Below are 14,667 nucleotides of genomic sequence, written 5' to 3'. Positions count from 1 at the left end.
GACGCGGCAAACCAGAAACCCGAAAGCGGTCGAGCCTCCGCAGCAGGATCGGATCCGCTCCAGACCCGCCCGTCCTGCGGGCGCCTCCGTCTCCGTCTTCTCCCATTGACCGCCGCGCCCGAGGGTATAGAGCAGGTGGAACAAATGGATTCGCGTCCCGCAAAGTGGACCGATCCGGAGAAAGACACGAACGATGACGGCACTTCGCGACGACAAGCCCGAAGTCGAGGTCAAGGGCACGCAAACGTTGATGCGTGCGCTCGACATCATGGACGAAGTGATTGGCGGCCCGATCCGCGCCGCCGATCTCGCCCGCAAGCTGGGCATGAGCAAGACTACCGCGCACCGCCTGGTGCAGGCGCTGAAGTCCCGCGGCTATCTCTCGGTGACGAGCGACGGCTTCGGTCTCGGCCCCAAGCTGCTGGAACTGGGCGTCATGGCCACCGAGCAGATCGACTATGTGCGGGTGGCCCGGCCGTTCATGGAAAAGCTCTCGGAAAAGACGGGTTTCTGCGTTTTCGTGGGCAAGCGCGAGGGGGACTGGTCCCGCCACCTCGACCGCGTGACCGGGCGCCAGCGTCTTCGCGTGGCGACCGCGCCGGGAGACCGCCGCCCCATCGCCGAAACCGGCCTGGGCAAGGCGCTGCTGCTGGACGAGGACGAGAAGGTTTGGGAAGACCTCTACCGTGAAGCCAATGGCGGCAAGGTCTCGGCCAAGGCGGTGAAGGAATACGTGGCGCTGATGCGGGAGCACAAGGCGCATGGCTACGTGCTGCACGACAGCGAGCTGGGCGACGGCGTGCGCTCGATCGCGGTGCCGATCCGCGATGCGCGCCGCGAAATCTGCATCGCCATCTCGATCGCCAGTGCGGCCCATTACCTGACGGACGACATCGTCGACGATCTGGTGGCGGCCATCGTCGCCACCGCGGGGCAGGTCGGCGAGGCCGTGGGCTACCGCGCGCCGCAGGGCTAGTCCGCGAACCGCCGGGTCATGGCCGGGGCGGCCGCACCCTTAGGCGGTGCTCCGGCACCACGCGCAGCGAATCCAGTGTCGCGACCTGCCCGGCAGCGGGCAGCGCGGCCCGCGCCTTGTCGTCCAGGTAGATCGGCGCATCGACGCGCAGCGGCATGATCGAGAGGCGCCAGGGCCGTCCGAGCCGCCCGGCAAAGCGCTTGAGGCCGATGCGCCATAGCTGGCCGTCCCAGAAAGTGTCGTCCAGCAAGTCCATGCCATCGTGCAGGCGCAGGATGTCGCCCTTGCAGGCGATCTCCAGGAAGGCGTCTCCGCCTTCGGGCAGCAGCGCGGGTGAGAGCGTGAATTCCCATGTCGCGGCGGCTTTCCAGGTTTCCGGCAGCGGTTGGAGCACCGTCTTCGCCGGGCCGCCGATCACGGGCGGCGGCGCTTCGCCCGCCGGGCGGATCTGCCGGGCCTCGACGGATGCCGCGAGGGGGCCGGAAACGCGCGCACCATTGTGGCCGCCGTGCCGGGTCAGGGCGGCGTCCGCTGTCATCCCGGGCTCCGGGGGGATCATGGCGAAAGCGAAGTCCCGGTTGCCGCGCTGACGCAGTTCCAGCTCGCCGCCCGCGAACATCACGTCGGCGTCCGTCAGAATCAGCCGTCGTTTACCGCCGAATGCACCTACCCATGTCTGCCCGGCCGAGGCGCGATCGAGCACCAGCAGCCGCACTGCCGCCCCTTGCGCGGTGACGAAGCGCAGCAGCCGTTCCCGTCCGGCCCGGACCTGCCCGATCCAGCGCCCCGCACCGTCGCGGCGGAAGCCCGCCGGCGGGCTCTGGAGGCTCGCGCCGTCGATGGCGAGTTCCACATCGTCGGCAATCGTCGCGGCCAGGACATGGATCGGGCCGTCACCGTCCTCCAGCTGCGTCACCGGCTGCGCGGTGGCCCAGGCGAGGCGCAGGCCGTCGAGGTCGAGGCCGATGGGCCAGGCGAAGCTGGCGCCGCTCGGGATCGTGACCGGCGCGGAGGGCAGCGTCACCGGGCCGCCGGGGAGGCGCACGGTGAACTGGGTGCCGGGATGGCCCGGCGTCGGATATTGGCGGACGTGGTTGTTGACGAAGAGGAAGCCGCTGCCGCCCGCGCTGCGCACCGACCAGCGCAAGGTGGCGAGGTCTGCCTTGTCGCGCGGCTGCACGGCCGGGGCATGGACCTGCATGGGCGAAAGTGCGGCGCCGTGGCTGTCGATCAGGTAGTGGAGCGGGCGCAGGGCGGCATGGGCGGGGCCGGGCAGGCCGTATTGCCCGATCGGCGCCTGGAAGTCGTAGCCGATCACCGGCACGTCGTTGTAGCCGCCCGAACGCTGCGTTTCCTCCAGCGCGCGACCATGGGCGAGCGGGTTTGAGCCGCCGTGGAACATGTAGTAGCCGAGCAGGTTCACGCCCGAGCCCAATTGCGTCAGCACTGCCGCCGCGATGTCGGCCGGGGCGATCAGCGGGCGGCGGCGGTACATGACCGGCACCCCGCCGCCATATTCGGCGCCGAGGAAAGGGGTATCTTCCATGTCGTCGTCGGCATCGCCACGGCCCTTGGCCCGGGTCTGCGCGCCCAGGTCTCCGCTCACGCGGCTGTCGAAGCGGAAGAGGTAGTTTTCCTTGGGCGGCAGGCGATTCGTGCTGGCGGACCAGGGCTCATCCGGATAGCCGCCATGAACGGGCACCACTTCGCCCCTGGGATAGACCGTGCGGTCCCAGCCGGTGACGGTGTAGAGCGGCACGTCGATCCCGATTTCGCGCGCCAGTCCTTTCAGCGCCGCGATATGGGCACGGCCCTGGCCGGGGCCGGAGAGGTTGTATTCGTTCTCCACCTGCATGCCGATCACCGGCCCGCCCTGCTTCCACAGCAGGCCGTCGATCTGCCCGGCCATCGCGCGCCAGAAGCGGGAGACTTCGGCCATGTAGGCAGGATCGTTGGAGCGCGGGTGCGTGGCGGAGACGACCCAGTCGGGTATACCGCCGAAGCGCACTTCGGCATGGCACCAGGGACCGGGGCGCAGGAAGAACAGCAGCCCGTGGCGCGCGCAGAGCGTGACGAAGCGCCGCAAGTCGCGGGTGCCGGTCCAGTCGAGGCGGCTCGGCTCCAGTTCGATATGGTTCCAGATCACGTAGCTGGCGATCACGCCGATCCCGGCGGCCTTCATCTTCGCCAGTTCCTCGTCCCAGTATTCGGCCGGGAAGCGGGTGAAGTGAAATTCGCCCATGATCGGCAGCCACGGCTTGCCGTCGCGGGTGAGGGTGAGGTTGTCGATGCCCAGTATGCCACCCGGCCCCTCGCCCGTGCCCATGCGCAAATGGCCGGATTTCAGCGGGCGGCCGGGGCGGGAAGCGTCGAGTTCCAAAGGCGCGGCCTGCGCGGCGGCGGCAAGGCTTCGGGCGGGCAGGGCCGCGGCAAAGGCGGCTGCGCTGCCCGCCCGAAGCAGGCCGCGGCGGTCAATGCCCGGCATTGACGGGCTTGCCCAGATCGCCGTTCGCACTGTCCTGCTCGACCAGCGGGTTGCGGCCCCAGAGCTGATCGTAGCGCCAGCCGGAGAGGTCCTCCACCACCGCCTGCGCCTCGGGGCTGGTCGGGGTGCGGGCACCTCTGCGCAGATGCTCGATCTCGCGCATCAGCACGGCATGAGTCGCGGGAGAAAGGCGGAAGCGCAGCGAGACGATCACGCCGAACACCAGCATGGCCACGGTGCCCAGCCCCAGCAGCAGCGCGATCGTGAGGATGGCGCCGTGCGATTGCTGCGCCGCGCCGGAAACGAAGCCGCCCGCCTGCATCACGAAGCCCACGCCGGCTACGGCCGCGGCCTGCGTGGCCTTGCGCACGAAGGTCATGACGCCCGCGAAGGCGCCCTCGCGGCGGCGGCCGGTGACGATCTCGTCCACGTCGGCCATGTAGTTGTAGGTCGCCCAGGGAATGTAGTTGAGCGCGCCGCGGCCCAGGCCTGCCAGCGCGATGGGCAGCCAGATCATGGCGCTGGTGGCCGTGATGCCCATGGACCAGAGCCCGATCAGCGTCAGCGCGCCCGCCGCGAAGCCGGCGGCGGCGATCTGGTAGGCACGGCTGGGCGAGGCGCGCAGGGCCATGTTGATGGCGATGATAACGGCCACGAACTGCACGATGTACATCGTGCCCAGCAGCCCGGAGGCGACCGCCGTGGTTCCCGCCAGCGCGAAGATCACGAAGAACGTGAAGGCCGCGTTGAACACGTCCTGGCTGATATAGCCGCCCAGGTACATGCCCAAGTGCAGGCGGAAGGCGCGGATCCGCATGGTCGAGAACAAGTTGCGGTAAAGCGCCTTCAGCGCCTCCAGCGGGCCGGCGGAATGGCGTTGCTCGGGGGGCAGCGGCACGCCTCCGGGCCCGTGACGCTCCCAGCTGAACAGGTAGAGCATGGCCGCCGTCACCATGAACAGCGCGGCGAAGATCAGGCCCATGTAGAAGAAGGTGTCCGCGCTGTCGCGGCCCAGCGCCTCGATCAGCCAGAGCGGCAGGAAGCCCGCCAGGATCGCGGCGGCCTGGCCGAACAGGATGCGGAAGCCCGCGAATTTGGCCTTGGTGCGATAGTCGCTCGACATCTCGGCCGCGAGCGTCTCGAACGGGATGATCTCCATCGCGTAGACCAGTTCGAACAGCACGTAGCTGACGAGGTAGTACCAGAAGCTCTGTCCCGGCAGCCACATCAGCGCGAAGCTGGGCAGCAGGGGAATGGCGGCCAGGATGAAGAAGCGCCGCCGCCCGAACCGGCGGCCCAGCGCGGTCGTGCCGAAGTGGTCGGAAATATAGCCGATCATCGGCGAGGCGAAGGCGTCCAGCACGCGCGCCACCGCGAAGATCGTTGCGGCCTGACCGGCCGAAAGCCCGCAGAACTGGGTGTAGAAGATCAGCACCCAGCCCGAGATCACCGCCATCGACCCGGCCCCGAGCACGTCGTTGGAGCCATAGGCAAGGTAGTTTCTCAGGCGCACCGGACGCGCGGCCACGGACTGGCTTTGGGGCACTACAGGATCCTTCACCGTATTGTTCTTGTCTGGCCCGCCTTCGTGGGCGGACCGATTGGGTCTGATATTATGTCGGAGTAATGGACTTGTCAGCAGGCATGAAGCGAACGGCTTCGATCATCACGGCGGGATCGCCGGATTCAATCGTTACCTTGTGCTGGCCGGCTTCCAGAAGAGCGGAGAGCGGCACGGAAATGCGGTTGTCGAGCACGGCATCGGCCCAGTCGCGGTCACCGGTGCGGCGCGGGATTTCGAGGACCTGCGGCTTGCCGTCGATGCGGATGGTCAGGCGCAGTGCCTCGCCATTGTCGGAGGGATAGGCAGGCAGCAGATCGACCACGGCCTGCCAGCGACCCGCCGGCAGGGTGATCGCGGCCTGCGCGGAGGCGGACGCCGCACCGGCGCCCAGCAGCGCACCGTACCGGCCGAGGCCTTCCACCAGCCGCCATGCTGGGCCGTGCGGGGAGGGGCCGTGCGGGGAGGCGCCGTTCGGGGATGGGCGGCGCGTGAACTGTTCGGGCCGGAGCAGGGGAAGCGCGGATCGCGGCGACGGCTCCGGCGCCGGGGCTGCGATGTCCGGCAAGGCAGCGAGCGCGGGCACGACCGGCGGGGTCTGCCGAAAACTGCGCCACTGCCCATCTGCGGGCTCGACATTCATGATCCCGCGCCATTTGCCGCCCGCGGTGTCGCGGTTGTAGCGGCGCGTCAGGGCTGTCAGCGCCGCGTCCGCCTCGGCGGCGATGCGGGCGCGGCGCCAGCTTTCGGCGGGGGCGGTATCACGTAGCGCGTCGTGGGCCTCGGCGGCGAAGAAGCGCCGGTTGGCGGCGGCGGAGGCCGATACCGGGTAGTCCACGAGTTCGAAGAAGGCATCGGCGCGCTCGGCCGGGACCTGCCGGCGCAGGGCGGCAAGGCGCTGCTCCATCGCCGCGAAACCGGCGAGCCGCGCGTCGGCCTCGGCCGTGGTCAGCGGGCTGGCATGGGGTTTCTGCCCCGGCAGATACCATTGCAGATGCTCGGGCCGGCGCGCGAAGTTGAGGCGGTAGTAGTCGCTCATGACGGCGGCGGCCTGCGGGTCCGTGCCCTCTTCCGCGCCGCGTCCCTGTCCGGTCCCGAGGATGTCTGCGAGCCAATGTCCCATCCATGTCTCGACAGGCTGGGTTCTTGTCCTCTCGATGTCCCATGCAAGGCTGAGGAAGTAGTCGACGCCCAGTTCGGCTGGCTTGATGTCCCCGACATTGACGATCCACATCTTGCGCGCGCCCTTGTCCCACGCGCGTCCCATTTCCTCGCGGATCAGCGCAGGCGGTGTCGTCGAGAGCCAGAGATAGGAGAGCGGCGCGCCGAGGTAGGAGAGGTGGTAGTAGACGCCGTTGCCGCCGCTGCGCGCCCGCTCGGCGGCATCGGGGAGATGGCGGATGTAGCCGAAGTTGTCGTCCGTCCACATCAGGGTGACATCGTCCGGCACTTTCAGCCCGGCCCGGTAGATGTCGAGCACTTCCTTGTAGGGCGTGAAGACTTGCGGGGCGCCGGAAATCCCCGCCTCGCGCAGGAGTTCGCGCTGGTCGCCGAAGACCTGTTCCAGCACCGCGCGGCGCTCCGGGTTGGTCGTGGGGCCGATCATGCCGCTGTCATGGATGCCGCGCAGGCCGAGGGTCCAGATCGTCTCGTCGGCGGCGTTGCTCTTCACCCGCGTGCGCCAGTAGTCGCGCATGGCATTGCGGTTCGTCAGATAGTTGAAGTCTTCCGCCTTGCCGGTCCATTCGCCCACGTTGTTGCGCAGCATCGGTTCGGCATGACTGGTGCCCATGACCACGCCGTAGCGCTCTGCGAGGGCGGCATTGGCGGGATCGGCGTTGAAGGCGCGGCTGGCCTTGTGCATGGCGGGCCAGAGCGTGTTGGCCCGTAGCCGCAGCAGGAGGTCGAAGACTTTGGCATACGTCTTCGGGCCGGGAGCGGGTTCATCGGGTTCGGCGCCCTGGGCCCAGGGAACGAGGCCCCAGTCCTCGTCATTGATGAAGATGCCGCGATACTGCACCGAAGGCGGGCCGAAGCGCCGGGCCTTGGCGGAGACGTAGAGGCTGCCGTGATGCTGGGGTGGGACATCCGCCCACCAGTGCCAGGGCGAGACGCCGATCGCGCGGGAGATCTCGTAGGCGCCGTAGGCGGTGCCGCGCCGGTCGCTGCCCACGATCACCAATGCCTGCTTCACGCCGGGCGCGGGGTTGGAAACCGGCACGATGAGGAAGCTTTCCCAGGCCCCGCGCAGCTTCGCGGCATCGACCCGGCCCGCCGCCACAAGCCGGTCTATCGCGGGATTGCGCCCCAGCGTGCCGATCCAGACCTGCACGTCCGAAGCGGCGTTCGCGCCGGTCACGGCGGCCAGGTCTCCGCGCAAATCCTCGGCGGCGATGCGGACCAGTTCGTGGTCCCCGGCCGAGGTCACGACTTGGGCGACATGTCCGTCCTGCGCCAGCGCGAAGTCGCCGCGCGCGGGCGTGAAATGCACGAACTCCGGGGCGGCCGCCTGCGCCGGATGGGCGAGGGCCAGCCCCGCCGCCACCGCAAGAAAGGCCGCCCCGCGCATCGTCAGATATAGGTCCGCAGGAACTCGGCCAATGCGCAGATCGCGAGGCTCTGGCCATAGGGCATCGAGGTGAGCGCGATGTCCTTGTAGAACTGCAGCGTGTCGCCCATCGCGGTGCCGAAGCTGACTTGCTGAAGCTCTCCGGCATCGTCGATATTGGCGAGCACGCCGCGCACCGCCTTGATGCCCACCGCCTCGTATTCGCGCGGCAGGTAGCCCTTGCGCACCGCCTTCAGGATGCCATAGGCGAAGCCTGCCGTGGCCGAGGCCTCAAGGTAGCTGGTGGGATCGTCGATCAGCGTGTGCCACAGGCCGGTTTCCGCGTCCTGCGTGGCGGCAAGCGTGTGGACCTGTGCGGCCAGCGTGTCGATCAGGAACATGCGGAAGGCATCGCCCGGTTCGAGATCGAGCAGCTCGATGATCTCCGGGATGGCGATCGTCACCCAGCAGTTGCCGCGCGCCCAGAGCGCTTCGGCGAAGTTGTGGCGGCCGGTGAAGTCCCAGCCGTGGAACCACAGGCCGGTCTTCTTGTCGGCCAGATACTTGATATGGACCAGGAACTGGCGCTTGGCTTCCTCGATATACTGCGGGCGGTCCAGCAGCAGGCCGATCTTGGCCAGCGGCAGCACGCTCATCATCAGCGTGTCGTCCCACAGCTCGCCCGGATTCTCGTCGTTGTAGACGATGTGCTGGAAGCCGCCTTCCTCGGTCTTGGGCAGGCCGTCCGGCGCCATCAGCCATTCGGCCCAGGTATCGAGATAGGGGATGTAGCTGGGATCGCCGTCCAGTTCGTAGAGGTAGGCCAGCGTGATGAAGGGGGCCACCGTGTTGATGTTCTTGGTGGGCGTGCCTTCCGCGAAGCGGTCCTCGAACCACTGGCGGATGATCTCCAGCGCCTTTTCATCGCCGGTCTGCTCGAAATAGCGCCACATGCCGAACAGGCCGACGCCGTGGGTCCATTCCCAGCCGGCCCAGCCCTTGGTGTCGATCACCCGGCCGTCTTCGAGGCGGAGCAGGAATTCGCCGGTTTCATCCTTGATGTTGACGAGGTTGTGCATGAGCAGGTCGATCGCCGCGGTGACCTGCTGGCGGGGGATGTCATGGGTAAGGGCGGCCACTCAAGTTCTCCTGTGGGCGATGCTGCGGCGGGGGGCGAGATGGGTCATTTCAGGACTCCGTAATCGCGCGCCATCCGGCGGTAGAGTTGCAGGAAGGCGGGATCGGCGTCGTACCGGCCGCCATGGTTTTCGGGTTGTTTCGGCATGTCGGATGCCAATGCGGGCGTAGCGCCGGGGGCTTCCGCCGCGTTCAGGCCTTGCGAGAGCAGATCGGGCCGCGGGCCTTCGCCGGCGCTTTTGCCGTCTTTCAGGAAGATCGCTTCCTGATGGCGGGTCGGTTCCCAGATGAAGCTGCCCCAGCCGTTCGGGTGGGCATGGATCAGGTCGTTCAGGTAGCGCTTGCGCGACGAATACTCGATCGCGAAGAAGCCCTTGTCCGGATAGCGGCGGCCGAATTCGGTGAACGTCCGCTCCCAGTCGCCTTGTGCGGCCTGCTGGTAGCAGGAGAAGCCCAGCGCATCGAAATCGACGCCGCGCGCGATCAGGCTGTCGGTCCAGTGCTGGACGATCGGCCAATGGCGGCCGAGATGGTTGTGCAGCGCGATCGGTGTTCCCGGAAGCTGCGCGCGGGTGGCGGCGATCCCGGCCTTGAGCAGCAGCGCGAACTTGTCGTAGCCGCCCGCGCCGGGCACGTTCATGTGCACTTGGTCGGTCACCGGGTTGCCGGTGGGAATGGTCAGCGGCACCCGGCCGTCGGGCCAGAGCATGCCGAAGGTCGTCTCGTTGCCCAGGATCGCCAGATCGGGCGCGACGCCTGCCGCCTTCATCGCCGCGAATGTCTCGTCGGTATGGCGGTGGACGGCATCGACCAGCTTGGGGAAGGGTAAGTCGGCCCAGGCTGCGGGCTTGTCCTGATGCTGCGGGTCGGCCCAGGTGTCCGAATAGTGGAGGGTCAACGAGAGGTGAAGACCCGCCGCCTTGATCCGCTGCGCGAACGCGATGGTGCGCGGAAGATCGCACCACGGGCCGCCGGGCTTGTCCTTCGAATAGCCCTTCGCGGGATCGACGAAGAGGCGCAGCTTGATCGCGTTGAACCCGGCATCGCGGAAGATCGCGAGCACGTCCTTTTGCTGGCCGTCGTAATAGGTGGCGCCTGCGGCTTCGTCCTCGGGAATCCAGGAGACATCCGCGCCGATCAGGTAGGGCCACGGGCGGGCGCCTTTTCTGGGGGCAGCACGCACCGCGCCCGGCAGGGCGGCAAGGCAGAGCGCGCCTGCGCCTGCAACGCCCAACTGGCGGCGGGTGAGTGCGGCGCCGGTCATTTCAACTGATCCGGGCGCGTCGGCGCAGCGACCATCTGCACCGGCACTCCGCCGCGAACGTTGCGGAGGGTGACGAGCTTGACCGCCTCCAGCGCATCGCCGGGCGCACCGTCGCTGGTCACGGCAAGGGCGACGTGGTTGGTGCCGTGGTGGTTGAGCACGCCCTCGGGGATCGGGAACACGCGCTGCGGGCCGACATGGGCGACGAACTGGCCCATGTTCCAGCCGTTGACGAAGATCAGCACGCGGTATTTCGCGGCCGAGCGCGGGCTTTCGGTGTCACCGAAAGCGAGCCCGATCGTGGCGTCCTGTCCCTTGGGCACGGCAAGGTCGAAGGCGGTGCGCAGCCATGTCGTGCCGGGCGCGGCGCTACTCGCGGGGACTTGCGCGGCGGTCCACCGGCGGTCGTCGAAGGCAGGCAAGTGCCAGCCCATGCGCTCGCCATAGAGGCCGCCGTTATTGGCAGGGCCACGCACGGGGTCTGCAAGGTCCTCGCCGCCGCGCTTGCCCTGGATCTTCCACGCGATCGGCACTGCAAAGCTGCGCCCGCCGGGCTGCGAGATCGAGGCGGAGATCAGCCCGCGCGCTTCCTTGTGGAAGTCGTCGGCGTCGAGGTCCCAGTTATGGCCGTTGTTGCGCACCATGACCGAGAGGACGTGGCCGCCGCCCGCCTGCGCTTCGGGCGGCAGGTTCAGCGTGACGGTGCCGGTGGTGATCGGGCGGGGGAGGCCGCTCGGCGTCTCGGCCTGGCCGATGAACTTGCCGTCGAGCCATGCTTGCACGAGGCCCGATCCGCCCGCGCCGTAGAACAGCGAGACGGTTTTCGCGCCGGGATTGCCCTCGAACTTGCCGCGATACCAGACGTCGCCTTCATGGAAGCCATAGGCGTCCATGGCGAGGTTCGGCTGGCCGTCGGGGCGCTGGGTAATGCTGGCGTTGGGGCGACTGCCGCCGACCGCTTGCCATGCGCTGTCGTCGAACTGCGGATCAGCCTCGGGCGACCCCTTGGCCATGCGCCAGCCGGTCAGCGCGGGAAGCACGACCGGCGCGGGGCCGGGCAGGGGGACGGTGGAGGCGAGGCTACCGATGGCGGAAGGCTTGGCGGCGATACGCGCGCCGTTCCACGAGAGCGAGCGCGCCGCGCCGGGCGCCCAGATTTCGATGGCGCCCGCCGCGGCGGTGTCGCCGGTCAGCGTGAGTGCGCCGGACTTCAGCGAAGCGTGACGGACCAACTGCGGCCCGCGCACCAGAACGGGACCGCTCGCGGTGTCGGCGCGGGTATAGCGACTGCCTTCGGCCTCGTCGGCAAGGATCAGCACAAGGTCGCCGCGTCCGCCGCCGGTCACCCGCAGGACAGTGCGGCCCGTGTGCGTGTAGGTGACTTTCAGGTCGCCCTTGGCGGCGTCGAAGGCGCTGGTGGCCGCGCCTTCCACAACCTCGACTTTCGGGGCCGAGGCATAGCGCAGCACGGTCTCGCCGGACTCACCCGCGCGGCCGTAAAGCAGCAGCAGATCACCGCTCCCCGCCTTTGACGCGGATTGCAGTTCGGAGGTCGAATAGACCAGCCGCTGCCCGCCCAGACTGACGCCCGCGACCAGCCACTTGGCGTCGAAGCCATTGAGCCGCATCGGGAAAGTATAGCGGCCATCGGGCAGCGCGGCGGTCACGGTGAAGCTGTCGTCGGTCTGGCCGTTGGACGGCTTGTGCGTCACCATCAGGAAGCGCGCGTCGGTTTCCGGGCTCTTGTTGTGATAGACCTGGATGTTGGGCGAGGAGATCTCGGGCGCGTCCGCCGGGATCATGCCCGCAAGGTCGGGTACGGAGGCGATCAGCCCGCCCAGCTGCTTCATCTCCAGCGCCTTTTCGCGAAGCTCTCGCGCTTCGGAAATGGCCGCGCCGTAGTCGTAGCTTGTGAACACCACCGGGGCGGGCAGCCAGCCCCAGCTGGTGCCGCCATAGACCATGTAGAAGCTCTGGATGCCGATGCCGTTGGCCAGGTTGGTGCCGTAGAACACCCGCTGGAACCGCTTGCCGCGCTGGACCGCGTTGCACTCGTAGCTGCCGTTGGAGCCCCAGTAGTCGAACCAGCCGCCGCCGAATTCCGCTAGGAAGCCGGGCGTCTTCGGCGAAGCGGAAGCGCCGCCTTTCGCGCCGCCGGTTCCGTAGAAGCCCCAGTCCGGCGCGGCCACGCTGCGGGTCGGCTTGCCTTCCACGGTGCAAGTGCCGCCGGGATAGCCGTCGAAGGCGTACATGTCGTTGGGGCCGTGGACGACTTTGTCGACGGAGGAACCTTCCGGCACCCAGTAGCCGTTGCGGCCTTGGTCGTTGTGGAAGATCGGCACGGTGATGCCGTCGGCGCGGGCCTTGGCGTAGATATGATCCATGTATCGGCGCTGGGCCGGGGTGGTCAGCGCCAGTTCGTTCTCGATCTGGTGAAGGATGACGGTGCCCTTGTGGCCCTTGCCGTCGCCGTTGATCTGGTGGCGGGCGATGATCGCATTGATCTGCGTCAGCCACTCGTCGGCGGCGGCCATGTATTCGGGATCGTCGGTGCGGGCGCGGCCCTTTTGGTTGACCAGCCAGCCCGGGAAGCCGCCGCGCGACACTTCCGCGTTCACGTAAGGCCCGGCGCGGGTCATGACCAGCAGGCCTTCTTCCTCGGCCATGGTCAGCAGCCGGTCGAGATCGCGGATGCCGCTGAAGTCGTAGACGCCTTGTTTCGGCGAATGGTAGCCCCAGTCGAAATAGAGCGCGACGGTGTTGAACCCGCTGGCCTTCATCTTCTGCAGCACGTCGCGCCAGAGGTCCGGGCTGGGCAGGCGGAAGGGATGGAATTCGCCCGACCAGATCACCTGGCGCTTGCCGTCGATCATCAGCGAGCGCGCATCGAAGGAGACGCGGCCGAACGTCTGGACCGGCGCGGAAAGATCGGCCGTGGGCTTCGCCTCTTGCGCAAATGCAGGAAGCGGCAGGGCCGTAAGCAGCAGAGCGGTGAGGAACGCGCGCTTCATGCCGCTCAATCCATGTGGAACAGCAGGGGGAGCGGCCATTCGACCGGACGGTTGCCCGGTTCCACTTCCATCAGCGGCGCCATGTAGTCCCACCAGCGGCGCATCACCGGATGGTCGGGCAGGGTTTCGCGGCTGTTGTCCGGCGTCACGCGCAGGACGGCGAAGAGCGACAGGCTATCCTCGTCGAGGAAGATCGAATAGTCGCGGATGCCGCCCTCGGTCAGCAGGGCGGAGAGTTCTGGCCAGATCGCGTCGTGACGGCGGCGATATTCCTCGACCGTGCCCGGCTTCAACTGCATCCTGAAAGCGTGGATCGACCCCGTCCCAGTATCCGGCACATCACTCTCCCGTCAGTTCCATTATGTGGATACCAATACCGATATTTGGTAACTCGTCCACAGGCGTCCGTCAATTGAGATTCTGGCGGCGAATGCCGGGTCAGCTTCCCTCCGGCTTGTTTTCCTCCAGCGCGATGCTGGGTGCGATCGGCAGATCCTCGGGCAGCGGCGGATGGGCGGGATCGAAGTCCTTCAGCAGGACGTGGGACGCCAGTTCGGGGATTTTCTCGCGCACCTGACGGGCGATGGCCGCGGCGAACAGCCAGGCGCCGTAGTTGTCGTTATGAGTCCTGTCCTTGCCGTTCTCGGCAAAGGCGCGGGGCGATACTTCCGGCCCCAGGGCCTGCATGATGGCGATGCTGTCGCGGTTGAGGTCGATCAGCGGCACGTTCTCCTCGGCTGCCACCTTGCGCACGGCGGCGGCATAGGCGCCCAGCGTGTCCTTGATCTTTCCCGCCTCGTCGAAATTACGGCGCTCGGGCGAAGTGACCAGCACCGGATGGACGCCGCGCCGGCGGGCCTCGGCGATATAGCTGCGCAAGTAGGCGGGATAAGTCAGCTCGGGATCGAGGTAGGTCATCGGCCATTCGGCCTTCTGGTCGTTGTGGCCGAACTGGATGAACAGCCAGTCGCCCTTGCGGACCTGCGTGAGCACTTTGGAAAAGCGGAGCTGGGCGATGAAGGATTTCAGCGTCGCGCCGGACTTGGCGTGATTGGCCACGGCAATGCGATCGTCCAGCATCGCGGGCAGCATCTGGCCCCAGCTGGTGAAAGGCTCGGTATACTGATCGGCCACGGTCGAATCGCCGGCCAGGAACAGGCGCGGGGCGTCGGCGGGCTCGATATGGATGGCGGAGACGCGCGGCTGGCCGAGGAATTCGAAGGTCAGCTTGTCGTCCCAGCTGAAGCTGGCAAGGTCGCGCTCGTCCAGCAGCACGGACTGGCCGAAGCGCGGCGCGCCTGCGGGCTGGGCGGGCAGGCGGGCGTCGCGCACATCGACCAGGAAGCTGCGCGTCACCGTCTGTCCGCGCCGGGTGGCGACGTCGCGCAGGAACAGGCGGCGGCTTTCGGCCTTCACCGTGGTGAGCCCCGCGCTGCGCCGGTCTCCCAGGGTCAGCGTCACGCGGTAAGTGCCCTGGGGCAGCGCCACCGAATAGAGGAACCCGCCCGAAGCATCGCGGCGTTCGATCCCGCTCCGGCCGACTTCGGCCTGGCCCGGCCGGTAGTCGGGCATCTGCGCGGGGGTCTTGCCGGCCAGGTCGATGTCGATCGCGGGCGGCGGGGCGGAAGTGCCGGCGGCCAGGGCCAGGGCGAGAGCCGAACTCAGGGACATTTCGGATGATCCTC

Annotated in this window: 9 protein-coding genes; 1 reads left to right on the top strand and 8 read right to left on the bottom strand. The window is 67.9% G+C overall.

The window, feature by feature from the left end:
- The first annotated feature begins 193 nt into the window (after positions 1–193).
- Entirely contained in the window at positions 194–976 is a 783-nt protein-coding gene (locus ACZ1J6_RS08300) for an IclR family transcriptional regulator (RefSeq protein ID WP_465127288.1), read from the top strand.
- A 16-nt stretch (positions 977–992) separates the two neighbouring features.
- Here ACZ1J6_RS08300 and ACZ1J6_RS08295 read toward each other — a convergent pair whose 3' ends face one another.
- The 8 genes from ACZ1J6_RS08295 to ACZ1J6_RS08260 all read right to left on the bottom strand — a co-directional run bounded on the left by ACZ1J6_RS08295 (position 993) and on the right by ACZ1J6_RS08260 (position 14,653).
- Positions 993–3,461 (bottom strand): beta-galactosidase, encoded by a 2,469-nt coding sequence (locus ACZ1J6_RS08295; protein WP_465127287.1) that lies wholly within the window; start codon positions 3,459–3,461, stop codon positions 993–995.
- Positions 3,448–5,007, bottom strand: a complete 1,560-nt coding sequence (locus tag ACZ1J6_RS08290) for an MFS transporter (protein ID WP_465127286.1) — start codon at positions 5,005–5,007, stop codon at positions 3,448–3,450. Before ACZ1J6_RS08290 ends, ACZ1J6_RS08295 begins: the two co-directional genes overlap by 14 nt.
- Positions 5,008–5,074: 67 nt before the next feature.
- Complete coding sequence (locus ACZ1J6_RS08285) at positions 5,075–7,591, bottom strand: glycosyl hydrolase 115 family protein (RefSeq protein ID WP_465127285.1); 2,517 nt, start codon at positions 7,589–7,591, stop codon at positions 5,075–5,077.
- Between the two features lie 2 nt (positions 7,592–7,593).
- A complete protein-coding gene (gene bglB / locus ACZ1J6_RS08280; RefSeq protein ID WP_465127284.1) occupies positions 7,594–8,709 on the bottom strand; it encodes a beta-galactosidase BglB in 1,116 nt (371 codons plus the stop codon).
- A gap of 44 nt (positions 8,710–8,753) precedes the next feature.
- The gene (locus ACZ1J6_RS08275) at positions 8,754–9,971 is read right to left on the bottom strand and encodes a glycosyl hydrolase 53 family protein (protein WP_431568843.1); all 1,218 of its coding nucleotides are present in this window, start codon (positions 9,969–9,971) and stop codon (positions 8,754–8,756) included.
- A complete protein-coding gene (locus ACZ1J6_RS08270; RefSeq protein WP_465127283.1) occupies positions 9,968–12,982 on the bottom strand; it encodes a glycoside hydrolase family 35 protein in 3,015 nt (1,004 codons plus the stop codon). Before ACZ1J6_RS08270 ends, ACZ1J6_RS08275 begins: the two co-directional genes overlap by 4 nt.
- 5 nt (positions 12,983–12,987) lie before the next feature.
- Positions 12,988–13,281, bottom strand: coding sequence for an L-rhamnose mutarotase (locus tag ACZ1J6_RS08265; protein ID WP_431568965.1), 294 nt, complete (start codon positions 13,279–13,281; stop codon positions 12,988–12,990).
- 139 nt (positions 13,282–13,420) lie between these two features.
- Positions 13,421–14,653 carry a rhamnogalacturonan acetylesterase gene (locus ACZ1J6_RS08260; RefSeq protein ID WP_431568845.1) on the bottom strand — a complete coding sequence of 411 codons (1,233 nt, stop codon included), beginning with the start codon at positions 14,651–14,653 and terminating at the stop codon, positions 13,421–13,423.
- Positions 14,654–14,667 lie beyond the last annotated feature (14 nt).

Source organism: Novosphingobium sp. BL-S-21, assembly GCF_055521655.1.
This window is presented reverse-complemented; position numbering and strand designations above follow the sequence as displayed.

Coding starts and splice junctions, on each gene's coding strand:
- ACZ1J6_RS08300 (WP_465127288.1), top strand. CDS start 194: ATGACGGCACTTCGCGACGACAAGCCCGAAGTCGAGGTCAAGGGCACG.
- ACZ1J6_RS08295 (WP_465127287.1), bottom strand. CDS start 3,461: ATGCCGGGCATTGACCGCCGCGGCCTGCTTCGGGCGGGCAGCGCAGCC.
- ACZ1J6_RS08285 (WP_465127285.1), bottom strand. CDS start 7,591: ATGCGCGGGGCGGCCTTTCTTGCGGTGGCGGCGGGGCTGGCCCTCGCC.
- ACZ1J6_RS08275 (WP_431568843.1), bottom strand. CDS start 9,971: ATGACCGGCGCCGCACTCACCCGCCGCCAGTTGGGCGTTGCAGGCGCA.
- ACZ1J6_RS08270 (WP_465127283.1), bottom strand. CDS start 12,982: ATGAAGCGCGCGTTCCTCACCGCTCTGCTGCTTACGGCCCTGCCGCTT.
- ACZ1J6_RS08265 (WP_431568965.1), bottom strand. CDS start 13,281: ATGCAGTTGAAGCCGGGCACGGTCGAGGAATATCGCCGCCGTCACGAC.
- ACZ1J6_RS08260 (WP_431568845.1), bottom strand. CDS start 14,653: ATGTCCCTGAGTTCGGCTCTCGCCCTGGCCCTGGCCGCCGGCACTTCC.